Annotated in this window: 20 protein-coding genes and 1 pseudogene; 17 read left to right on the forward strand and 4 right to left on the reverse strand. The window is 60.7% G+C overall.

The genetic code is table 11. The features are described from left to right. Positions 1-2: 2 nt before the first annotated feature. Together RGCCGE502_RS31625 and RGCCGE502_RS31630 are read right to left on the reverse strand one after the other, a co-directional pair. Entirely contained in the window at positions 3-1550 is a 1548-nt protein-coding gene (locus tag RGCCGE502_RS31625; RefSeq protein WP_016558306.1) for an indolepyruvate oxidoreductase subunit beta family protein, read from the reverse strand. Positions 1551-1558: 8 nt separating this feature from the next. Beyond that, positions 1559-3712, reverse strand: a complete 2154-nt coding sequence (locus tag RGCCGE502_RS31630; RefSeq protein ID WP_016558307.1) for a thiamine pyrophosphate-dependent enzyme — start codon at positions 3710-3712, stop codon at positions 1559-1561. Between the two features lie 317 nt (positions 3713-4029). Here RGCCGE502_RS31630 and RGCCGE502_RS31635 point away from each other — a divergent pair, with 317 nt between their 5' ends. From RGCCGE502_RS31635 to RGCCGE502_RS31655, 5 genes are all read left to right on the forward strand, one after another. Beyond that, positions 4030-5565 carry an ABC transporter substrate-binding protein gene (locus tag RGCCGE502_RS31635; RefSeq protein WP_016558308.1) on the forward strand — a complete coding sequence of 512 codons (1536 nt, stop codon included), beginning with the start codon at positions 4030-4032 and terminating at the stop codon, positions 5563-5565. Between the two features lie 142 nt (positions 5566-5707). Further along, entirely contained in the window at positions 5708-6715 is a 1008-nt protein-coding gene (locus RGCCGE502_RS31640; RefSeq protein ID WP_040676123.1) for an ABC transporter permease, read from the forward strand. Further along, the gene (locus tag RGCCGE502_RS31645) at positions 6708-7592 is read left to right on the forward strand and encodes an ABC transporter permease (protein WP_016558310.1); all 885 of its coding nucleotides are present in this window, start codon (positions 6708-6710) and stop codon (positions 7590-7592) included. Before RGCCGE502_RS31640 ends, RGCCGE502_RS31645 begins: the two co-directional genes overlap by 8 nt. Next, positions 7589-8467 carry an ABC transporter ATP-binding protein gene (locus RGCCGE502_RS31650; RefSeq protein WP_016558311.1) on the forward strand — a complete coding sequence of 293 codons (879 nt, stop codon included), beginning with the start codon at positions 7589-7591 and terminating at the stop codon, positions 8465-8467. The genes RGCCGE502_RS31645 and RGCCGE502_RS31650 overlap by 4 nt, the downstream gene beginning before the upstream one ends. Continuing rightward, complete coding sequence (locus RGCCGE502_RS31655; RefSeq protein WP_016558312.1) at positions 8460-9290, forward strand: ATP-binding cassette domain-containing protein; 831 nt, start codon at positions 8460-8462, stop codon at positions 9288-9290. The genes RGCCGE502_RS31650 and RGCCGE502_RS31655 overlap by 8 nt, the downstream gene beginning before the upstream one ends. Positions 9291-9304: 14 nt before the next feature. Here the strand turns inward: RGCCGE502_RS31655 and RGCCGE502_RS31660 are convergent, their stop codons facing one another. After that, positions 9305-9856, reverse strand: coding sequence for a winged helix DNA-binding protein (locus RGCCGE502_RS31660; RefSeq protein WP_016558313.1), 552 nt, complete (start codon positions 9854-9856; stop codon positions 9305-9307). 130 nt (positions 9857-9986) lie between these two features. On the opposite strand from RGCCGE502_RS31660, the gene RGCCGE502_RS31665 reads away from it, so the two are divergent. The 12 genes and pseudogenes from RGCCGE502_RS31665 to RGCCGE502_RS31720 all read left to right on the forward strand — a co-directional run bounded on the left by RGCCGE502_RS31665 (position 9987) and on the right by RGCCGE502_RS31720 (position 21807). Continuing rightward, positions 9987-11111: an LLM class flavin-dependent oxidoreductase gene (locus tag RGCCGE502_RS31665; RefSeq protein WP_016558314.1), complete on the forward strand. Its 1125-nt coding sequence runs from the start codon at positions 9987-9989 to the stop codon at positions 11109-11111. A 186-nt stretch (positions 11112-11297) separates the two neighbouring features. Further along, complete coding sequence (locus tag RGCCGE502_RS31670) at positions 11298-11813, forward strand: flavin reductase family protein (protein ID WP_016558315.1); 516 nt, start codon at positions 11298-11300, stop codon at positions 11811-11813. A 128-nt stretch (positions 11814-11941) separates the two neighbouring features. After that, a complete protein-coding gene (locus RGCCGE502_RS31675; protein ID WP_016558316.1) occupies positions 11942-14260 on the forward strand; it encodes a bifunctional salicylyl-CoA 5-hydroxylase/oxidoreductase in 2319 nt (772 codons plus the stop codon). Between the two features lie 7 nt (positions 14261-14267). Further along, a complete protein-coding gene (locus RGCCGE502_RS31680; RefSeq protein ID WP_016558317.1) occupies positions 14268-15062 on the forward strand; it encodes an SDR family NAD(P)-dependent oxidoreductase in 795 nt (264 codons plus the stop codon). After that, positions 15059-15910: an enoyl-CoA hydratase family protein gene (locus RGCCGE502_RS31685; RefSeq protein ID WP_016558318.1), complete on the forward strand. Its 852-nt coding sequence runs from the start codon at positions 15059-15061 to the stop codon at positions 15908-15910. Before RGCCGE502_RS31680 ends, RGCCGE502_RS31685 begins: the two co-directional genes overlap by 4 nt. 3 nt (positions 15911-15913) lie before the next feature. Further along, complete coding sequence (locus RGCCGE502_RS31690; protein ID WP_016558319.1) at positions 15914-17095, forward strand: acyl-CoA dehydrogenase family protein; 1182 nt, start codon at positions 15914-15916, stop codon at positions 17093-17095. A gap of 11 nt (positions 17096-17106) precedes the next feature. Beyond that, positions 17107-18294: an acyl-CoA dehydrogenase gene (locus RGCCGE502_RS31695; protein WP_016558320.1), complete on the forward strand. Its 1188-nt coding sequence runs from the start codon at positions 17107-17109 to the stop codon at positions 18292-18294. Between the two features lie 8 nt (positions 18295-18302). Further along, positions 18303-18734 (forward strand): acyl-CoA thioesterase, encoded by a 432-nt coding sequence (locus RGCCGE502_RS31700; protein WP_016558321.1) that lies wholly within the window; start codon positions 18303-18305, stop codon positions 18732-18734. Further along, a complete protein-coding gene (locus tag RGCCGE502_RS31705; protein WP_016558322.1) occupies positions 18712-19107 on the forward strand; it encodes a RidA family protein in 396 nt (131 codons plus the stop codon). The genes RGCCGE502_RS31700 and RGCCGE502_RS31705 overlap by 23 nt, the downstream gene beginning before the upstream one ends. A gap of 7 nt (positions 19108-19114) precedes the next feature. Further along, the gene (locus RGCCGE502_RS31710) at positions 19115-21097 is read left to right on the forward strand and encodes a 3-hydroxyacyl-CoA dehydrogenase NAD-binding domain-containing protein (protein WP_016558323.1); all 1983 of its coding nucleotides are present in this window, start codon (positions 19115-19117) and stop codon (positions 21095-21097) included. Between the two features lie 166 nt (positions 21098-21263). Further along, positions 21264-21487, forward strand: a pseudogene (locus tag RGCCGE502_RS36065) (antitoxin MazE family protein). Beyond that, positions 21484-21807, forward strand: a complete 324-nt coding sequence (locus tag RGCCGE502_RS31720) for a type II toxin-antitoxin system PemK/MazF family toxin (protein ID WP_016558324.1) — start codon at positions 21484-21486, stop codon at positions 21805-21807. Before RGCCGE502_RS36065 ends, RGCCGE502_RS31720 begins: the two are co-directional and overlap by 4 nt. A 193-nt stretch (positions 21808-22000) precedes the next feature. Here the strand turns inward: RGCCGE502_RS31720 and RGCCGE502_RS31725 are convergent, their stop codons facing one another. After that, positions 22001-22684, reverse strand: a complete 684-nt coding sequence (locus RGCCGE502_RS31725; protein ID WP_016558325.1) for a GntR family transcriptional regulator — start codon at positions 22682-22684, stop codon at positions 22001-22003. Positions 22685-22933 lie beyond the last annotated feature (249 nt).

Genomic DNA, 22933 nt, shown 5'->3' on the forward strand with positions numbered 1-22933 from the left:
CATCAGAGCGTCGCAACCGTCTTTAACGCTCCATCCAGTGCGATCCCGTTTTCGTCAAGCAACGCTGCCTGCCGCAGCCGTCGCATCCATGCCGCTCCATCGTCGCGTCCCTTCAACAGCGGCAGAGCCGACATCACCCGATCGAACTTGGAAAGACCGCGGGCATGGGTGTCAGAGTAGCCTTTCACCAGGCGCCGGTTGTTGAGGACCTCGACGGCAAGGTCATAGTCGTCTGAAAGCAATCTTACCGCCGAGGTCAGCCAGTTTTCCCTATGCTCGACTTCACGCATGTTGCGCAGTGTACCGCGGCGTGTGCCGCGCAGCGCCGAGACCGCATAGAGAGAAAGGAACCAGAACAGCGTGCCTGTCTTCACGCGCCGCCCCCTGTTGACGAAGCGATCGAGGAAATTGAAGACGGCAGGCCGGTGTTCGATCCAGAGGCCGATCCGCTTCGGCAAAGTACCGCAAACCTCGTCCATGCGCGGATGCATGTATTCCGTCATATAGACGATCTGGTCGGATTTGGCGCCGACTTCCTTGCGGACACGCTCGAAACGCGACCCCCGAACCTTGAGGTCGGCCACGCGAATGACATCGTCATAGGCCATTGCAACAGCAACATATTTTGCCGCCTGGCAGGTGAAGGCATAACACTTGTCCGCACCACCGGCAGCCCGGTCGTCAAGAAGAAGCGCGCCAACACGGTTCAGATACTCATCGGCATAGGTCGGGTCCTGAAAGTCGGTCAGCTTCTTGACACCGGCATAAAGCAACGTGTGAGCCGGCTCGGGGAACTCGCGGCGTATCCTGTCGACGAGGGCATCGAGCTTCGCGTGGCCAGCACTTGCAGGCAAAGGATCGAGCCGCTTGTGCGGCTTGTCGGAGACCGGATCGCGCGGCTTTTCCACGGCGCGTTGATAAGCGGCGCCGAAGGCGCGCAGGCTGGGCTCGATGCCCTTGCCGCCCGCCCTGATCATTGCTTCGAAAGCCTCCTTGGCAAAGGGCAGCACCTGAGCCGCCGCAAGGGCACCGAACATGGCCGCGGAGATCACGCTGCCGTTCTTGACGGCCAGCGTTTCCATGTCGAAGGCAATGGTCTTCTTCGCTGCAAAATCCGTGGCCTCAACGACGACAACGGGATTGGCGATGCCATCGCCCGGCTTTTCCTTTTCGCCGACGGCGAAGGCACGATGCGTCGATGCGATCAGGGTTGTTTTGTCAGGCGTGACCAGGCCCCGCAGCACCGAGCGCCCGGCTTCCATCAGTTCGGCAGCAAGCACGACGTCGACATCGCCGGGCGTCGGCATCAATGCGAAGATCGGCTCATGGCCATCGCGCGCCGGCAAGAGTTCCAGATAGTAGATCGTCGCCCCGGTTCGCTGTGCGACACCCGGAACGGAGGTTGTTTGTGCCATCCAGCCCTGGGATTCGGCAAGTCCGACCACCCAGTCGGCAAGAACGCCGCCACCCTGGCCGCCCATGGCAAGGATTGCGAGCGAGATTGGCTTGTCTGTTGAAAGGCGGGTACTCATGGCAGGGTGCTCGTTCATGGCGGGCCTCAATCCACGAAGACAATGCGGCTGGAGGCGCGACGCGTCTGCAGCCAGCCGATGACGGCGCTGCGCAGGCGCGCGGTAAACCGATCCCAACCGGTCGGATTGTGGATGATGTCAGCGCGATAGAACGAGGGACAGAGGACAGCCGCTTCCGACACCTCGCCGCAGTTGCCGCAACCGACGCAGTTGTTGTCGATCGCTGCCACCGGATCATCCTTCAGCGGATCGTCGGTATGCTTGACCGACAAGGACGGACAGCCGGACAGCCTGATACAGGCGTGGTCGCCGGTGCAGACGTCTTCGTCGACCCCGAAGCGCTCCTTGACCATGCGGTGGCCGTCCTTCACGGCCTTGGCAAATTGCGGCTTCACACGGCGCTGTTTGTTCAGCATGCATTCTGATGAGGCGACGATGATCTTTGGGCCCGGCTCTTTCGTCGTCAGTGCCTCGCGCAGCGTATCGCGCATTTTGGCGACGTCATAGGTCCGGTCGATCTGCCGAACCCATGTGGCGCCGATCCCCTTCACGGCGTTGACGATGGAATTGTTCGTCTTGCGGCGCGGATTGAGGGCGCGCGAGGACATGACGTCCTGCCCGCCGGTCGCGGCCGAATAGTAATTGTCGACAACGAGGATGACGCCGTCCTGCTTGTTGAACACGGCGTTGCCGACCGAGGTTGCAAGACCGTTGTGCCAGAAGCCGCCATCCCCCATCACCGAGATCGACCGCTTGTCGGCATCGACATTGAAAGCGGAGGCCGATGCCGGGCCGAGCCCGTAGCCCATCGTCGTGCCACCGATATTGAACGGCGGCAGGATCGAGAAGAGATGGCAGCCGATATCGGCCGAGACATGGTGCTCGCCGAGTTCCTGCTCCACAAGTTTCATGGCCGCGAAGATCGGCCGTTCAGGACAGCCGATGCAGAAGCCAGGCGGACGCGGAGGCACCACTTCGGCAAGTGCCTTGACCTTCGGATCATTGAGGACCGGCGTCGGGTCGGGCAGCGGTGGCTGGTTGCCGAGGAGGACGCGCTGATGCGTCTCCAGAAAATCCCTTATGCCTTTCATCAGCACAGGCGCGGTGTATTCGCCGCCAAGCGGCAGGACGTCCTTGCCGGATACTTTTGTCTGGATATCGCGGCGACGCAGAACGGTGTTCAGCGACTGCTCGATATACTCGGGCGCGCCTTCCTCGACCATCAGAACCGCCTTCTTGCCGGCGCAGAAGTCGGCAATCTGGTCGTCGACCAGGGGATAGGCAACGTTCAGGACATAAAGTGGCACGGAACAGTTGCCGTAGACATCGGCGAGCCCGAGCTGCTGCAGCGCGCGCATGACGCCGTTATACATGCCGCCAAGGAGAATGATGCCGATGTCGCCGGCGGCAGGTCCGAAATATTCGTTGAGTTCGTTCTTCTTGATAAACTCGACGGCAGCCGGCCAGCGCTTGCCGAGCTTTTCCTTCTCATGCAGGAAGGACGCTGGTGGCAGGACAATGCGGTTGACGTCGCGCACCGGATTTTCCAGCGCCTGTTTCAGCGTAAACTCGGGCCGCTTGTTGTTCTTGGCCTCGAACTGGCCGTGAACATGGCAGCTGCGGATGCCGACCTGCAGCATGACAGGCGTGTTGGAGGCTTCCGACAACTCGAAGCCTTTCTCAACTGCGTCCACGATGGAGGGGAGATTGGGGCGTGGATTGAGGAGCCACATCTGCGACTTCATCGCATAGGCATGGCTGCGCTCCTGCATGATCGAGGAGCCCTCGCCATAATCCTCGCCGATGATGATCAGCGCCCCGCCCGTCACGCCGCCGGATGCAAGATTGGAGAGCGCATCCGAGGCAACGTTTGTGCCGGCCGTCGACTTCCATGTGACGGCGCCACGCAGCGGATACATCACGGACGCTGAAAGCATGGCAGCGGCAGCAGCTTCGGACGCCGAGGTTTCGAAATGGACGCCAAGATCCTCCATCACGTCCTTGGCATCGGCAAGCACATCCATCAGGTGCGAAATGGGCGAGCCCTGATAGCCCCCGACATAGGACACACCGGATTGCAGGAGAGCTTTTGTGATTGCAAGGATGCCTTCGCCGCGGAAGATTTCACCTTCCCCGAGCTTCAGATCCTCGACTTCACGCGCAAACGAGCGTTCGGCCATGGCATTCCCCTTCGTCCGGTCGGACTTTTTTCTTATTCATTTGCAAAAGCATATTTCGGCGTGCGCGGCGCTGTCAATCGGCAAATGCCTGATTGGCTGACAGGCTCTGCACGCCCGTGCCGGAGCTGCCGGTTGCCGGAAGCCAAAAGTTATATGCTCCAGCATATTATTTGCGATTGAAGGGTATTCTTCGAGTTGCAACAAAGCGCTTGCCGGTTCCAATCACTTATTTTAAGGTTGAAACATTCCGATAATAAATCGCCAGCGGTCGGCAGGTAAAAAGCCTTCGTCCGCTTCACAAGGGGAACGGAGTGACTATGACGACGCTTACTCGGCGCGAGGCCTTGAGCCTTGGCGCAGCAACTTTCATCACCGGGATTCTCGCGGGTCGAAATATCGTCTCTGCTGCCGAAAACGGCACGCTGACGATAGCCTTCAACGTCAATCTGCCATCCTTCGACCCGACGACAGGCCCCTCGGCGGTCAATCCGGCGATCCAGGCGATCTACCGGTCGGTCTTCGATCAGTTCATCGGCCAGGGACCGGACCTGAAGTTTCAACCCGGGCTTCTGACGGACTGGGGTTGGAACGAGGACAAGACCAAGGTCTGGATGGACGTCCGCGAAGGTGTCACCTGGCACGACGGCTCGCCGTTTACACCGGAGGATGTCGTATGGTCGCTGACGCGGGCAGCCGACCAGAAGGGCGGTAATCCGATTTCCTTCATCTGGTCGACGGCCGGCAACTACAAGATCGAGGGCAAGCGCATCACGGGCGACGTGATCCGCTTCGAACCGACCTACTTCAAGTGGATGGCGTTTCTGACCGGCTATGTCCTGCCGAAAGCCTACTATGAGAAGGTCGGCGCAGAAGGCTTCGAGAAGAAGCCGATCGGCACCGGCCCCTATATGGTCGACGCCTATGAGGGCAACGCCTTTCTCCGTCTCAAGGCAAACCCCAAATACTTCGGAGGCAAGCCTGCCTTTGATACCGTCGTCTTCAAATTCGTGCCCGATACGACCAGCCGCGTTGCTGAAATCGAATCCGGTTCGTCCGATGTCACGCTCGAAATTCCCTATGAGGATTTCGATCGCCTGAAAAAGAAGTCTGGGCTTGCGGGCACCGCGACCCCGATCTCCGATATTGGCATGATCTTCATCAACAACATCGACGTGATGCTAGACAAGAACGTGCGTCTGGCCGCCCACCACGCAATCGACAAGAAGGCGATCGTTGCCCGTCTGCTGCGCGGCTATGGCGTGCCGATCGACACGCTGGAGGCGCCGGAATATGATGCCTTCGATTCGTCGATCGTCGTCGGCTTCGATGCCGAGAAGGCAAAGGCGCTGCTCGCCGCATCCGGTTACTCGCCGAAAAAGCCCGTCAAGTTCAAGATCCAGACCACGCGGGGCTTCAAGCCCAAGGATTACGAGATGATCCAGGCGATTGTCGGGATGTGGCGCAAGGTTGGCATCGAAGCCGATATCGAGGTCTACGAGATCGCCAAGCACTACGAACTGCGTGCCGCCGATGCGCTGGCGCCGGCCGCCTTTTATAACTGGGGCAACGCGATCGGTGATCCAACCACCTCAACGGGCTTTGCAATGTTCGGCCCCTCGCCGCATTCTGTCTGGAACACCGACGACCTCGACAACATGATCGCCCCGCTCTGGGGGGAGAAGGACGAAGCAAAGCGCATCGCCGGGTGGAAAGCGGTCAGCAAGTACATTGCAGAACAGGGCTATGTGATCCCGCTTCTCCAATACGCACAGCCGATCGTCTACAAGGAGAGCCTCAAGGTTACCCCGAACGTATCGGGCGCCCTGCAGCCGACCCTGGTCGCCAAGGCGTAAAGCAGGCGTCAGACCGGATGATATGTCCGGCTTCGGGCGGGTCAGTTGGCCCGTCCGCATTCCAAAAATGGCATCCTTTGCAGCCGCCGCCGCCCGCCTAAATCATGGCTTCAATCAGGCGTCCTGCGAGAAAAATGAGCTGATGATAGCGCTTTCTATCTTCAACCGCGTCGTCATGGCCGCCGTCACCTTGTTCGGCGTTGCCCTGATCGTCTTCGTTCTCTTGCGTGTGGTGCCTGGCGATCCGATCGCCATGATGATTTCGCCGGGCGCAAGTGCTGCCGACATTGCCGCTTTGCGCGCCCATTATGGCCTGGACGCGAGCTTGCCTGTTCAGTTCGGCCTGTGGCTGAAGGCCATGCTTGGCGGCGACTTCGGCACGTCGATATCCCTCAAGCGCAGCGTTCTCGACCTGCTTGGCGAACGCCTGCCGGCAACGCTCGAACTTGCCGTCGCCGCCCTGGTCGTTGCGGTTGCATCGGGAATGGCGATTGCGGTCGCAGGCACGCTGCTGCGGCGCGGCCCGCTCGAACCGGTCATCGACGCGCTGAACGGGCTTTTTCTAGCCGTTCCAGATTTCGTCTGGGCGCTGGCGCTCGTTCTGATCCTCGGCGTATTCTATCCAATCTTTCCGCTTTCCGGTCGCATCGACCCAACGATCAACATGCCGTTCGCGACACCGTTTTATCTTATCGAAAGCCTCTTGCGGCTACGCTTTGCGGTTTTCGGTGATGTCGTCGCCCATATGGTCATGCCGGTCCTGGCACTTGGGCTGCCGCTTGCCGCGATCATCGCCCGGGTCCTCAAGGCAGCATTATCAGAAGCGATGGTGCAGGATTACGTCCTGCTCGCACGGCTGAAAGGCATGTCGGAGCTTCGCCTGGTGCTGCAGGAGGCGCTGCGCAACGCGATCGGCCCGACCATCGCGCTGACGGGTGTCCAATTCACCTTCCTCATTGGCGGCACGGTCATCGTCGAGCGGATTTTCTCATATCCGGGCATCGGCAACATGGCGATTGACGCCGTTATTAACCGCGACCTGCCCCTGATCCAAGGTCTCGTGCTCGTCTTCGGGGTGCTGTTCATTCTGGTCAACCTGCTTGTCGATCTTTTGGTCGCCGCGTTCAATCCGAGGCTGCGTCATGGTTGATATCGCGTCTTTTCCTTTGCAGACAGCGGCGCAACGGCGACGGCGCGCGCTCTTGGCCCAACCCAAGGTCGTCCTTGGCGGCGCCTTCATCCTCATTCTTGTCTTGCTTGCAATCGGCGCGCCATGGATCGCACCCAAGGATCCGCTCGAACAGGATCTGATGCTCGGCACCTTGCCTCCGGCCTGGATCGAGGGCGCCGAGCCCGGCTACTGGCTCGGCACCGACGATCTCGGCCGCGACGTGCTTTCGCGCCTGATCTTCGGGACCCGCATTGCGCTCCTCGTCGCCTTTGTCGCAGCAACACTTGCAGCTCTGATCGGTACGCTGCTTGGGCTCGTTGCCGGTTGGTACGGCGGCTGGGCGGACCGGGTCATTTCGCGCCTCGTCGACATATGGATGGCATTTCCGCCCGTCCTCTTGTCGATCCTTCTTGTCGCGGTTCTCGGCGCAGGCGTCCACTCCGTGATTGCCGCCATCGTCATCATCGACTGGACGCGCTTTTGTCGTGTCGTCCGGTCCGAGACGAAATCCCAGGCGCAGATGGACTATGTGACGGCTGCGCAAACCATCGGCTTTTCGCGCACACGCATTCTTTTTTCCGAAATCCTGCCGAATGTCGCGCCTGTTCTTATCGCCCTGGTAAGCCTGGAAATGGGCATCGCGGTGATCGTCGAGGCAATCCTGTCCTTCGTTGGTCTTTCCGTTTCCTCGGACACGCCGACATGGGGCGGCATGATCGCAGCCGGAAGGCAGATGATCTATCAAGGCTGGTGGGTCATGGTCGCACCCCTGATCGCGTTGTTTGCCACAGTCCTTGCCTTCAACCAACTGGGCGATGGCCTGCGCCGTGCCCTTGATCCGGTGATGCGTCGATGAGCAATCTTCCTCTCCTTTCGATAACTGGCCTGACAGCTGTTTCCGATCGTGACGGCGGCGCTTCCGTCCTCAGAGATGTCTCGCTGAGACTGGCGCGCGGCGAAGTGCATGGCCTCGTCGGCGAAAGTGGCGCTGGAAAATCCACGATCGCAAAAGCCCTGCTCGGCATCCTGCCACGCACCGTTCGTGTCACTGGCGGTTCTGTTCGGTTTGAGGAACGCGATCTCTTGACCCTGCCTTCGGGTGCCTTGCGGCAGATCATCGGAAACGAGATCGCGCTCATTCCGCAGGATCCCCAAACTGCACTCAATCCCGGCCGGCGCATCGAAGCGCAGCTGACGGATGGCCTTAGAATGAACCGTGGGATGTCAGGACGGCAGGCACATGCAAGGGCCATCTCGCTCCTGGAAGAGGTGCATATCCGTGATCCCTTGCGTGTGTTGGAGGCTTACCCGCATGAGCTTTCCGGTGGTATGCGCCAACGCGTGCTGATTGCCGCCGCGTTTTCACTGGAGCCCAAACTCGTCGTCGCCGACGAGCCCACGACAGCGCTCGACGTAACGGTGCAGAAGCAGATCCTGCGCCTGATCCGCGGCATGCAGGACAAGCATGGGACAGCCGTGCTCTTCGTGACCCACGACCTCGGAGTTGTCGCACAGATCTGCGATCGTGTGACACTGCTTTATTCGGGCAAGGTGATAGAAGCCGGATCGACCGCTGACGTGCTCGACCACCCGGCCCACGCTTATACAAGGGCCCTGCTTGCAGCGAGCCCGCGCTATGATCGTCCGGACGAAGGGCTGACACCTGTCCCGCCGGCTGTGTTCGATCAGCTGCGGCGGGAAATCGGGACAGATGCGGGGATCCATGTCTGACACACTTTTGACCGCATCCGGCATCGAAGTCATTTACGGCGCGACCCACGGGCTGCTCGGAAAGCCCGGCGGCGGCCACAAGGTGCTGCATGGCGTCGACATCGACATCAGGCGCGGAGAAACAGTCGGCATCGTTGGCGAATCCGGTTCGGGCAAGACGACGCTTGGACGCGCACTGCTTCGCCTCGTCACCGTTTCGGCCGGCGCCATCCATTTCGACGGGAAAGACATCACGCAGATGCCCGACGCTGCACTTCGGCCGCTGCGCCGGCGCATGCAGATGATCTTCCAGGATCCGATGGCTTCGCTGAACCCCCGCCACACGATCCGGCGCATTCTGGTGGAGCCCCTTCTCCTGCACCGTCTGGCAGACGACGCCAGGAGTGCTGAGCGAAGGATCGCCGCGATCTTCGAGCGCTTCATGTTGCCGATAGCCTGCCTTGAGCGCAACCCGCATGAGCTGTCGGGCGGCCAGCGCCAGCGCGTCGGCATCGCGCGGGCAGCGCTGCTCGAACCGGACTTCGTGCTGGCCGACGAAGTTGTTTCCGGGCTTGACGTCTCAACCCAGGCTCAGGTTCTCAACCTGATGAAGGAACTTTCGCGGGATCTCGGCCTGTCCATGGCCTTTATCAGCCATGATCTGTCAGTAATCCGTGCAGTCTGCGACAGGGTCTATGTGATGCGTCAGGGTGCCGTGGTCGAGCACGGTTCGTGCGATCGCGTCTTCTCTGCACCCGCAGACGCATATACGCGCACCTTGCTGGATGCCATTCCCCTGCCCCGCATCGAACCCGGCTGGCTTGACCGCGTCGCCGAGGCATAGTGCTTGCGCCGACGTCAGGGATTCGAGCGGCGGTGCGTCGCCGCAACACGCGCCACCTGTTCGTAGATACCCGTCAAAAGCTCCAGCGTCCGCGTCGCCTCTTCCAGCTTGTGCGGGAAATTCGGCACCGATTTGATGGCCGCAATCAACAGTGACGCCCGGATGTCAGCATATTGGTCAGTGACCGCACGACCGCTTTCGGTCACCAGATAGGTGACGCCCGATCGGCCGCTGCCCTGGCGGACGACCAGTCCGGCACCGATCAGCTTTCGCAAGCTGTACTGAATGTTTGGAATGTCCTCGCGATTGGCAAGCCGCGCGAGATCCTTGATCGTTTTCGGGCGATCATTCATCCGGATGATGTGCAGCATGGCATTTTCGGGGCCGCTTGCGGCAATATCGACAACCGAAGCAAGGCACTCCGTTTGCCAGCGGCCGAACGCCTCGTAGGCGCGCATCAGCGCATACTCGATCTCGGCGACGTCAACCTCAACGGCGGTGCGCGCCAGGTGCCAGCTACGGTCCACCGCATCCGGCTGTTTTTCATGCGGTTCCTTGCGCTGCATCTCTCGATCTCCGAAAGCCAAGACATAACCTCCCCCAAAAACCGCGTCTATCAGCATTTGCCGATTGACAGGGATATATTTTATAATAGAGTTTATATTATAAATTATAACAAATATACGAGGTGAACACATGACGAATGAACGCAACTCCATGTTCGACGACCAGCAGTTCCTGCTTGGAACCTTCGCCACCAACTGTTCCGGCGGGATGTCGGTCACCAAGGTCCCCGAGCGCTGGGTAAACTCCTGGGAAAACAACCTGAAACTTGCCCATCTCCTCGACGAGGCCGGCATTGACTTCATGCTGCCGATCGCACGCTGGATCGGGTATGGCGGTGACACAAACTTCCACGGTAACGTGCTGGAAACCATCACCTGGGCGGCGGCACTTCTGGCGCGGACACGCGACATCAATGTGTTTGCGACAATCCATACGGCAGCCAACCTGCCGGCGGTCGTCGCCAAGCAGATCGCCACGATCGACCAGATCAGCCGCGGCCGCATCGGCCTCAACATCGTCGCGGGCTGGAACCAGCCGGAATATGAGGCGCTCGGTCTTGACCTTCCGGCCGGTCACGCCGAGCGTTACGGCTATGCCCAGGAATGGTTTGACGTCGTCAAGGCACTGTGGAGCCGCGAGGAGGCTTTCGACTGGGATGGCCAGCACTTCAAGCTCACGAACATTCTCGGAGACCCACGGCCAGCCGGCCATGTGCCGATCCTGAACGCCGCCGGCTCCGGTGAAGGCCGCAACTTCGCGGTCCGCAACGCCGATTTCCTGTTTACGCCGGCAATCGATCTCGCCCGCTCGGTCGACGAAATCGCCGCACTGAAGGCGCAGGCTGCAGAGGTTAACCGCCCTGTCGGCGTCCTGACCTTTTCCCACGTCGTCTGCCGCCCGACGGAGAAGGAAGCACGAGACTATCTGCGTCATTTCGGGCAGGACAATGCCGACTGGGATGCAGTCGACAATCTGGTGCGCCTGCAATTTGCGCATGCCCAGTCCTTCCCGCATGACCTCCTGGCGCTCATCCGCGATCGGATGGCGGCAGGCCATGGCGGCTTCCCGCTGGTTGGCACGCCAGAACAGGTCGCAGACGGCATCCTTTCGCTGCATAAGGTCGGATTCCGGGGCACGACACTTTCCTTCGTCGACTATCTGACCGAGTTCCCCTACTTCCGCGATACGGTCCTGCCGATCCTCGCCGCAGAGGGCATTCGCCATCCGGTGAAGGCATTCGATATCGCTGTCTGATCTGGTGCTTTGCTTCAGCCGGGACGCTCAAATCGCTTTCGGCACGGTCGTCATAGCGGTGCTGTCGCGGTAGCGCCCCTAGCCGCCGCGCACGGAACACTCCAGCATTAGAAACTGCGCATGCTCGTCTGCAAAGACCAATTCGGGTTTTTGCAGACGTACACCACGCAACCTGGGAGGATTGTCATGCTGCTTCAGGAAGACCACGGTGGGGTCAAGCCGACGACGGACACGTTCCGGGCTGCCATGCGGCATCTTCCCGGCAATGTCGCCGTTGTCACCGTTGGAACCGGTAGCGAGCGCTCCGGCCTCGTCGTCACCTCTGCCGTTTCGCTGGCCGCCGACCCGCCACTGGTGATGGTCTGCGTCAACCGGTCGTCCTCCAGCTGGCCGCTGTTTCACCGGTTCGGTCATTTCGGCGTCAATTCGCTGGCGGCCCACCAACAGGACATTGCCCAACGCTTCTCCGGGCGCCACGGCTGCAAAGGCTCTGAGCGTTACGTCAACGCCGAGTGGACAACGCTCTCGACCGGGGCACCTTTGCTGGTCGATGCGACAGTCAGCCTCGACTGCACGCTGGAAGAAATGATCGACCGGGCGACGCATTCCATCATCATCGGCCGTGTGAATGCCATTCGCGTCAATGAGGACCAGGGTGCCTTGATCTATTGGCACGGCGGATATCGTACCCTCCAGCGATAGGCACGAGCCGACGTCTGGAGGATTTCATGCTTTTAAAGCTTGACGCCTCGCTCTGCCTCTATATATTTTAAACTTCAAATAACTTGATCCGCGGGCACCCGCTCGGCGTGACTGGGAAGGAATGAAGAATGCGCATCGTCTGTATCGGAGGAGGTCCAGCGGGTCTCTATTTCGGCCTTTTGATGAAGAAGCTTCATCCGGAGCATTCGGTCCGGGTCGTCGAGCGCAACCGGCCTTACGATACCTTCGGCTGGGGGGTCGTGTTCTCGGATGCGACGATGGCCGCGATGCAGGAATGGGACCCGGAAAGTGCCGCTGAGATCCAGGACGCTTTCAACCATTGGGACGACATCGAGGTCTGGTTCAAGGGAACCCGCCAGCGCACCTCGGGCCATGGCTTCGTCGGCATCGGTCGCAAGAAGCTGCTCAACATCCTCCAGAAGCGCTGCGAGGAACTCGGCGTCGAGCTGATCTTCGAAACCGACGTGACCTCCGATCTCGACTTCCCGGATGCCGACTTGGTGATCGGATCGGACGGGCTGAATTCGAAGATCCGCAACCACTATCCTGAGGTGTTCCAACCCGACATGATCACCCGGCCGAACCGGTACATCTGGCTTGGCACCAACAAACTCTACGACGCCTTCACCTTCGACTTCCGCAAGACGGACCATGGCTGGTTCCAGGCGCATATCTACAAGTTCGACGACAAGACCTCGACCTTCATCATTGAGACGACCGAGGAGGCCTACCTCGCCCACGGTCTCGACAAGATGGATCAGGATGGCTCGATCGCGTTTTGCGAAGATCTGTTCTCCGAGGTGCTCGACGGCGCGTCGCTGATGACCAACTCACGCCATATGCGGGGCTCTGCCTGGCTGAACTTCAACCGCCTGATCTGCGGCAAGTGGAGCCATTTCAACGGCAATTCGCATGTCGTGCTGATGGGCGACGCAGCCCATACCGCGCATTTCGCCATCGGCTCCGGCACCAAGCTGGCGATCGACGATGCGATCGAGCTGACCAGACAGTTCCAGATCAATGGACACGGCAAGGAGCAAATTCCAGCCGTCCTTGAAACCTACGAAGACATTCGCCGCGTCGACGTCGCCCGCATCCAGAATGCGGCGCGCAATGCCATGGAGTGGTTCGAGGTCGTGGGTCGCCGCTACGCCGATACGCTTGAGCCAGAACAGTTCATGTATTCCATGCTGACCCGCTCCCAGCGCATCAGCCATGAAAACCTGCGCCTGCGCGACAAGACCTGGCTCGAAGGCTACGAGCGCTGGTTTGCGAAGAAGTCGGGCATCGCTGTCGGAAATGACCGGTGCCTTCCACCGATGTTCACGCCCTATCAACTGCGCGGAACCACCCTCGTCAATCGCATCGTGGTCTCGCCAATGGCCATGTATTCAGCACGGGATGGATTGCTGAACGACTTTCATATCGTCCATCTCGGCTCGCGGGCGCTGGGAGGTGCCGGTCTGGTGTTTGCGGAAATGACCTGTGTCTCGCCCGACGCCCGCATCACACCAGGTTGCCTCGGGCTCTGGAACGACGAGCAAGCCGCGCAATGGCGCCGGCTGGTCGATTTCGTTCACACCAACAGTGCCGCAAAGGTCGGAATCCAGATCGGTCACGCCGGTCGCAAGGGTTCGACAAAACTCGCCTGGGAGGGCATCGACCAACCCGTGAGCGAAGGCGGCTGGCCGTTGATCTCTGCCTCCGCCGTTCCCTATCTCAAGGACAGCCAGGTCCCGAAGCCGATGGACCGCGACGACATGGATCGCGTCAAGGCAGACCATGTCCGTGCTGCGGAACTTGCGGCTACGACGGGCGCCGACTGGCTCGAACTGCACTGCGCCCACGGCTATCTGTTATCGAGCTTCCTCTCGCCGGTCACTAACCTGCGCGACGACGAGTATGGCGGCAGCCACGAAAATCGCGCCCGCTACCCGCTCGAGGTCTTCCGGGCGATGCGCGCAGTCTGGCCCGAGGACAAGCCGATGTCGGTGCGCCTCTCCTGCCATGACTGGATGGACAACGGCAACACACCGGAGGATGCGGCGATCTTTGCGCAGATGTTCAAGGATGCCGGTGCCGATCTGATCGATTGCTCCTCGGGTCAGGTATCAAAACAGGAGCAGCCGGTCTATGGCCGCCTCTTCCAGACCCCGTTCTCCGACAAGATCCGCAACGAGGTTGGCATCCCGACAATCGCCGTCGGGGCAATCTCCGAGGCCGATCACGCCAACTCCATCATCGCTGCCGGTCGCGCCGATCTATGCGCCGTTGCCCGTCCGCATCTTGCCGACCCTGCCTGGTCGTTGCATGAGGCGGCCAAGATCGGCCTGACCTCGATAGCATGGCCGAAGCAGTATCAGTCCGGCAAATATCAATACGAGGCCAACCTCGCCCGTGCCGCCACGGCAGCGCCCGCCAAATAGGCTCGTCATGATGACCATTTCCGGCAAACTCTCGGGCCGCCATGCCCTCGTCACCGGCGCCGGTTCCGGTATCGGAGCGGCGATCGCCCGTGCCCTGGTCTCGGAAGGGGCACATGTAACGCTCGCCGGACGAAGGCGCGAGCCGCTGCAGGCGCTTGCCGAAGAGATTGGAACTACGGGCGTACATGTCGTTGATGCTTTCGATGTCACAAGTCCAGAAGCAATCGCCAGGGGTTTGGCAAGTGCGCACACGGCATTCGGCCCCGTAGACATCCTGGTCAACAATGCCGGAGAAGCCCCGAGCGCCGCCTTCGAAAAGACCAGCCTCGACATGTGGAACCATGTGATCGCCGTCGATCTGACCGGCGTCTTCCTCGTCACCCAGGCAGTTCTGCCGGATCTGAAGGCTCGCGGAACAGGTGCGCGCATCATCAATATCGCCTCGACCGCGGGGCTGACAGGATATGGATATGTTTCCGCCTATGTCGCGGCCAAGCATGGCGTCGTTGGTCTGACCCGGTCGCTTTCGCTGGAACTGGCAAAGACGGGGATAACCGTCAATGCGGTCTGCCCAGGTTTCACCGACACGCCAATCATTAAGCGATCAATCGAGACGATCGTCGAAAAGACCGGGCGAAGTGCTGAACAGGCGCTTGCCGAATTCACGAAATCCAATCCGCAAGGACGGCTCGTCAAGCCCGAGGAAGTTGCGGATGCAGTGCTCTGGCTGGCGGCACCCGGCAGCGCATCGATCAACGGACAGGCCATCGCAGTGGCCGGTGGGGAGGTTTTGGCGGGATGAGCGACAAGGATACGACGATGCAGGGACACCTGCGCTCCTTCAGGGATTATCAGGCGCAGAATTTCCTCTGGAACGTGAGTGAGAACGGCCGCGTTGCGACGATTACGCTCAATCGGCCGGAGCGCAAGAACCCGCTGACCTTCGACAGCTATGCCGAGTTGCGCGACCTGTTTCGCGAACTCGCCTATGCCTCTGATGTCAGGGCGATCGTGCTTTCCGGGGCTGGCGGCAATTTCTCGTCTGGCGGCGATGTATTTGAGATCATTGAGCCGTTGACGCAGATGGCAATGCCTGAGCTCCTTGCCTTCACCCGCATGACTGGTGATCTCGTGAAGGCGATGCGGAAATGCCCGCAGCCGATCATCGCCGCTGTCGATGGCATCTGCGCGGGGGCTGGCGCAATTCTGGCGATGGCATCCGACATCAGGCTGGCGACCCCTGAAGCCAAGACTGCGTTCCTTTTTACACGTGTCGGGCTTGCGGGTGCAGACATGGGCGCCTGCGGGATCCTGCCCCGTATCATCGGCCAGGGACGCGCCGCCGAACTGCTCTACACCGGCCGCTCCATGACGGCGGCCGAAGGCAATGCCTGGGGTTTCTACAATGCCCTACATCAGGCCAACGATCTCGGCGGCGAGGCACATAAACTTGCGCTCTCGCTGGCTGACGGCCCGTGGTTCGCACATGGCATGACCAAGACCATGCTGAACCAGGAATGGGCAATGGGCATCGACGAGATGATCGAGTCAGAGGCCCAAGCACAGGCGATCTGCATGGCGACACAGGATTTTCGCCGCGCCTTTGAAGCCTTCGCCGCCAAGCGCAAGCCAGAGTTCCAGGGGAACTAGGCGATGAGCATTTCCGCGACAGTGACCGGACCATCCCGGGAGCATCTCGACTGGCCGTTCTTCGACGGCAGCCACCGCGAATTCGCAAGCCTGCTTGATGCGTTCGCCAGGTCGGATGCGATGACGACGATCGATCACGCCGATGTCGATGCCGCGTGTCGCAGGCTCGTTCGTGCGTTGGGCGACGCAGGAATCTTGAGCGTGGCGACCGGGGTTTCCGAAGCCGATCCGTTGATCGATTCACGGCTGGTATGCCTGACACGCGAAACCCTTGCCTGGCACCACGGATTGGCCGACTTCGCCTTCGCGATGCAGGGGCTCGGGACCGGAGCGATTGGTCTCAGCGGTTCGGCCGCGCTTCGCGCCGCCGTCATGCCGAAAGTGCGCAGCGGCGAATGGCTCGCTGCCTTTGCACTCTCTGAAAAGGATGCGGGATCCGACGTTGCGGCCATGGCCTGTGCGGCTCGCCCCGACGGCGACCACTATATTCTCGATGGCGAAAAGACCTGGATCTCCAACGGCGGCATCGGCGATGTCTATACGGTCTTTGCCCGAACCGGCGAGGCGCCGGGTACGCGCGGAATTTCAGCCTTCGTCATCTTTGCCGATGACCCCGGCTTCTCGATTGCCGAACGCATCGATGTCATTGCCCCGCACCCGCTGGCAACAATCCGCTTCGAGAACTGCCGCATTCCCTCATCGCGGCGGCTCGGTAATCCGGGCGAAGGCTTCAAGATCGCCATGCGCACCCTCGATATCTTCCGGGCGTCGGTCGCAGCCGCCGCCGTGGGCTTTGCCCGGCGCGCCCTTGACGAAGCACTTGCGCATGCAAGGGAGCGGTCGATGTTTGGTGCAAGACTGGCCGATCTCCAGCTGACTCAGGCAGCCCTCGGCGACATGGCGACGGGTATCGATGGTGCAGCACTCTTGACCTACAGGGCGGCGTGGCGACGCGACGTGCAGAAGCTGCCGACGACGCGGGAAGCCGCGATGGCGAAGATGACTGCGACGGAGACGGCGCAGACCGTCATCGATCGCGCAGTCCAGCTGTTTGGCGGTCGCGGCGTCCGGACAGGCGAAATGACCGAAAAACTCTACCGGGAGATCCGCGCGCTGCGCATCTACGAAGGCGCAACCGAGGTGCAGAAGCTCATTATCGCGCGCGAACTCCTCAAGACCACATGATGGGAGACACAATGTTACATACCCGCGAGACCTTCGACTGGGCCGATCCGTTCCGGCTGGTGGAGCAGCTGACGGACGAGGAGCGCATGGTGCAGGAAACCGCACACGCCTTTGCGCAGGAGAAGCTCTTGCCGCGCGTGCTCGAGGCCTTCCGTCATGAGAAGACCGACCCTGCAATCTTTCGCGAGATGGGTGAGCTTGGGCTGCTCGGACCGACGATTGCTCCTGAATATGGCGGCGCCGGACTTGGTTATGTTGCCTATGGGCTGATTGCCCGCGAGGTCGAGCGCGTCGACAGCGGCTACCGCTCGATGATGAGCGTACAGTCCTCCCTCGTCATGGTGCCGATCGATGCCTTCGGCTCGCAGGCGCAGAAGCAGAAGTATCTGCCGAAGCTTGCTTCCGGCGAGTGGATCGGCTGCTTCGGACTGACCGAACCCAACCACGGCTCCGACCCGGGCTCGATGGTGACACGGGCAAGGACAGTCGATGGCGGCTACAGCCTCAGCGGCGCCAAGACCTGGATCTCCAATGCGCCGATCGCCGACGTCTTCGTCGTCTGGGCCAAGACCGACGACGGCGTCATCCGCGGCTTCATCCTGGAAAAGGGCTGGAAGGGCCTGTCGGCGCCGGCAATCCATGGCAAGGTCGGCCTGCGCGCCTCGATCACCGGCGAAGTGGTGATGGATGAGGTCTTCGTGCCGGACGAGAACCTGTTGCCCAACGTCACCGGCCTCAAGGGTCCGTTCACCTGCCTGAACTCGGCCCGCTTCGGGATCGCCTGGGGGGCGCTTGGCGCTGCCGAGGACTGCTATGCCAGGGCACGACAATATGTTCTCGACCGCAAGCAGTTCGGCCGGCCGCTGGCCGCCAATCAGCTGATCCAGAAGAAGCTTGCCGACATGATAACCGAGATCTCGCTCGGCCTGCAGGGCTGCATCCGGCTCGGTCGCATGAAGGAAGACGGCCATCCGCCGGTGGAACTGACCTCGATCGTCAAGCGCAATTCCTGCGGCAAGGCGCTCGACATCGCCAGGCTTGCGCGCGACATGCTCGGCGGCAACGGCATTTCCGACGAGTTCGGCATTGCCCGCCATCTCGTCAACCTCGAGGTGGTCAACACCTATGAGGGGACGCATGACGTGCACGCCCTGATCCTCGGCCGCGCCGTCACCGGCATTGCCGCATTCGCGAATTGAGGTGATCAGTGGGGTTTGAAACGACAAGACCGCTGCGCTTCGGAGACTGCGATCCCTCGGGGATCGCTTATTTTCCATCCTACCTCAACATGCTCGTCGGGGTTCTGGAGGACTTCTTCGCGTCGCTCGGTTTTCCCTGGAAAACCCTGATCGCGGACCGCCGGATCGGCGTCCCTACCGTCCGGCTGGACGTGACGTTCTCAAATCCCGGCTTCCAGGGCGACGAACTCGAATTCGACATCGCCGTTGCCGGTATCGGCCGTTCCTCGCTTGATCTCAACCATACGATATCGGCATACGGCAAGGTGCTTTGGACAGCGCGACAGCGCGTCGTCGCCACGTCGCTCGACACCCACCAATCACTCGCATGGCCGGCTGACGTCCGCGCCGCGTTGACACATCATCTGGAGACCACTGATGCACACGATCCTGCAGCCTGAAGGCTGGGTGAAGCCAATCGGATACGCCAACGGCATGGCAGCAACGGGCCGCATGGTTTTCGTCGGCGGTCAGATCGGCTGGAACGAGCGCTGCGAGTTCGAAACCGACGACTTCGTCGAACAGGTGCGCCAGACCCTGAGGAACGTCGTGGCCGTGCTCGAAGAGGGCGGCGCCAAACCACAGCATATCACGTCGATGACCTGGTACTTCACCGATAGGGCGGAGTATCTCGGCAATCTGAAGGGGATCGGTCAGGCCTATCGCGAAACGATCGGCAGGCATTTCCCGGCCATGGCTGCGTTGCAGGTGGTGGCTCTGGTGGAAGACCGCGCCAAGATCGAGATCCAGGCAACCGCCGTCATTCCGGAATAGGTGGATCATGGATGACCTGCGCTTTTCCGAAACGGTCTCAGGCAAGATCGCCGACGGCGTGCTTGTCGTCACCATCGACAATCCGCCGGTCAACGCAACGTCGCTTGGCGTGCGTGCCGGTCTGAGTGCTGCACTGGATAATGCAGCGGCGCGCGACGCCGTGCGCGGCATCGTCATTACCGGCGCCGGCAAGGTCTTTGTCGGCGGCGCCGACATCAAGGAATTCGACAAGCACCCGGAAGCTCCTTTCCTCCCGGACGTCTATCTCCGCATCGAGCAGTTCTCCAAGCCAGTGGTGGCGGCGGTCAATGGCGCCGCGCTCGGAGGCGGATGTGAGCTCGCCCTTGCCTGTCATGGTCGCGTTGCCGCGCCCGCCGCGAGCTTCGGTCTGCCGGAGGTCAAACTCGGGATGGTCCCAGGCGCTGGCGGCACGCAACGCCTGCCGCGGCTCGTCGGCTTTGCCGCAGCTCTCGAGATGATCGGAACCGGTCGCGCTCAAAAGGCAAGTGCGGCGCTTAGCATCGGTTTGATCGACCTGATCGCGACTGCGGATCTGGTTGCAGAGGCGAGCGCCCTTGTTGGCGCGATGGCAGGCGGCGAGCTTCGCAGATCCGGTGCGCTCGCTGCCAAGCCGGTCAGCGATGCCGACATCGATGCGGTTAGCGCAAAAATTCTTGCCAAGGCGCGTGGCCAGTCCGCACCGGCTGAGGCCTTGCGGCTCGTGAAGGCCGCCATGACGCTTCCATTCACGGATGGTCTTGCCGAGGAACGCAGTACATTCCTTCGCCTGAGGGGCTCTAAAGAGGCGGCAGCGCTGCGGCACGTCTTCTTTGCCGAGCGGGCGGCCAGAAAAGTCGAGGGGCTGGAAAAGGCTACGCCTCGGGACACACGATGCGTCGGCGTGGTCGGCACTGGACTGATGGGTTCCGGCATCGCCGTCTCGGCGCTGAATGCGGGCTACCAGGTCATCGGCGTCGAACAGAGCGAGGAAGGCGCCGCCAAGGGATACGCGCGCATATCGGGGATTCTCGACAAGGCGGTGCAATCCGGTCGTCTCGATCCGACTGGCCGGGACGAGCGGCTCAATCACCTCATTGTCGCTTCGGACCTCAGCGCGCTTCGCGATGCGGATCTCGTCATCGAAGCTGTTTTCGACGACTCCGACGTCAAGACCGGCCTCTTCCGCCGCCTCGACGACGTCGTCAGGGCCGATGCGATCCTTGCCACGAACACGAGCTACCTCGATCCCGATGCAATTGCCGCCGCAACCCGCCATCCCGAGCGTGTCGTCGGCCTGCATTTCTTTTCGCCCGCAAACATCATGCGACTCGTCGAAGTGGTGAATTGCGCGCGCACAGAGACCGACGTCCTAGCGACGGCACTGGCTTTTGGCAAACGCCTCGGCAAGCTCCCGATCGTCTGCGGCGTGACGGAAGGCTTTATCGGCAACCGGGTGTTTTCCGCCTACCGGCGCGAGGCCGAATTCATGGTTGAAGAGGGCGCCCTGCCCCACGAGGTCGACCAGGCGATGGAAGCCTTCGGATTTCCGATGGGTCTCTTTGCCGTCTGCGATATGGCCGGGCTGGAGATCGCCTGGGCACGTCGCAAACGTCAGGCGTCAACGCGCGATCCGAATGCGCGCTACGTCGAGATTGCGGACCGCCTTTGCGAGGTCGGGCGCTTCGGACAAAAGAGCGGCCATGGCTGGTATGCCTATCCTGAGGGAAGGCGGACAGTCGATCCCGAGGTGACTGCCCTCATTGTGGAAGAGCGTGCGCGGAAAGGGATCGAGCCCCGTTCGTTCACGGCGACGGAAATTGTTAAAAGGCTTCTGAAGGCGATGGCCGACGAGGGCGACGCCCTACTATCGGAAGGCATCACAACACGCGCAAGCGACATCGACCTCGTGATGATCAACGGATACGGCTTCCCGGCCCATAGGGGCGGTCCAATGTTTGCTGCGGATAGACCGGATACCGCGCCGGGGTGATCGGCCTCCGCCGGCCAGCGCACAGCTAGCACTGGCAGATGCGCTTCCGCCAAGTGGTGGGGTGGCACGGCAGTATTGCCCGCACGTGAGCCAGTCCGTGAAATCGCATTGACAGGCGACGCTTCGAGCCCATTTGTTACATGTAACAAGGCGTAAGGCGATGGTCGTGGCAATCCCGGTCAAGGAAAGGGCTCAAAAGCGCCGCCGGGCCTTGATGGCGCGGGGCTGCGTCCGGTACAAATATGGGTTCCCGATACCCGTTGCCCCGGTTTCGCCGCCGAATGCCATCGCCAATCGGTTCAGACGGCTCTTTCCGATGCTGGCGATCGGGAGTTGCAAGATTTCCTTGATGCCGCACTTTCCGACTTGGACTCCCAAGGTGAAGCTTGAGGCGTGGCGACATCGTCGCCGTTGCACTCACCGGCAACTTCGGGAAACCTCGTCCTGCACTTATCATCCAAGCAGATCAGTTCGACGCGACTGGCACGGTAACCGTACTATTGATTTCCAGCACTCTTGCTGACGCGCCGCTCATTCGACCGACAATTGAAGCAACGGCACTCAACGGTTTGCGAAAGGTTTCGCAGGTGATGGTGGACAAGACAATGTCTGTGAAACGTGATCGGGTCGGTTCGGTAATCGGACGTTTGGAAGACGACGCTATTTTAGCAGTCACAAGATCACTCGCGGTCTTTTTGGGTATCGCCTGAGGACAAATACGACGCATCTTCGCCACTGATTTGTTGGCCGCACAATCGCAACCCGACACCATCGCGGCAATATTGCTACCAATGAGCTGTACATTTCTGTTTCAACTGGAAGCGAGAACCAACCGGCTTCCAATCGGCGTTTATTGCGGCGAATGACATCCTCGGCGGAGACAAGGGACGCCGGCTTCTTGCGCTACGACCGGGCAAAAACACTGCTGGCATCACTAACGATCTCGACGTGATGAAATGCAGCACGTCCGGCCGCTTCCGCGTCAGCACGCATGATCGCCTCGACGATCAAGTCGTGCTCCTCGAACGACTTTGCCAAGCGGCCTGGCAATCGGAACTGGGCGCTGCGGAAAGGCGCAAGACGCGCCCTCGTCGTGGTCACGAGTTCGAAAATGTGGTCGTTGTGGGCGCCGAGATAGAGCCGCGTGTGGAAATCGGTGTTATGTGCGGCATAGTCTTCCTGCCGCCCGGCATGAACGAGGCGCATCGAATTGCGGTGCTCCAGTTCCAACGACCGGCGCTCGTCCACGGTCATTCGTTCGGCCGCAAGCCGTGCGCAGATACGCTCAAGTTCAGCCATCGCCTCGAACATCGAATGGAGGTAGTGTTCGGAAACATTGGCGACGGCGGCGCTGCGGTTTGGCTCGCGCCTGACCAGACCCATGGCCCCAAGTTCTCGCAAGGCTTCACGCACAGGGGTGCGGGAGACCGCAAAACGGTCCGCAAGCGACCCTTCGTCGAGCCTGTCGCCTGGCGACAGTCCCCCTGTCACGATCAGATCAGCGATTGCCCTCACCATCTGTTCGACGGTGGTTCCGGCCCTCACGACCTCCCTTTTCCGCGTCTGCCGCAAAAGCGTGCCTTCCATTGCTAGTGCATACAGATGCTACAGAACCAAGAACAAGTCAAATCCTAAACATATACAGTTACTTGGCTGAATACTTTCGAATCGGATGAGATATCAGGTTTCGACGACTGCAAACGAAGCGTCTCCAATTAGGGCGGTGATTATTAAATCATCATGATGGACATTAAAGTGCATACACTTTCATCTCAGTCTACAGCGCTTCTACATTACACGTGCATTTTCAAGGCGTTAATTATTGGCACGCTCATT

The organism is Rhizobium grahamii CCGE 502, assembly GCF_000298315.2.
Classification (GTDB): Bacteria; Pseudomonadota; Alphaproteobacteria; order Rhizobiales; family Rhizobiaceae; genus Rhizobium; species Rhizobium grahamii.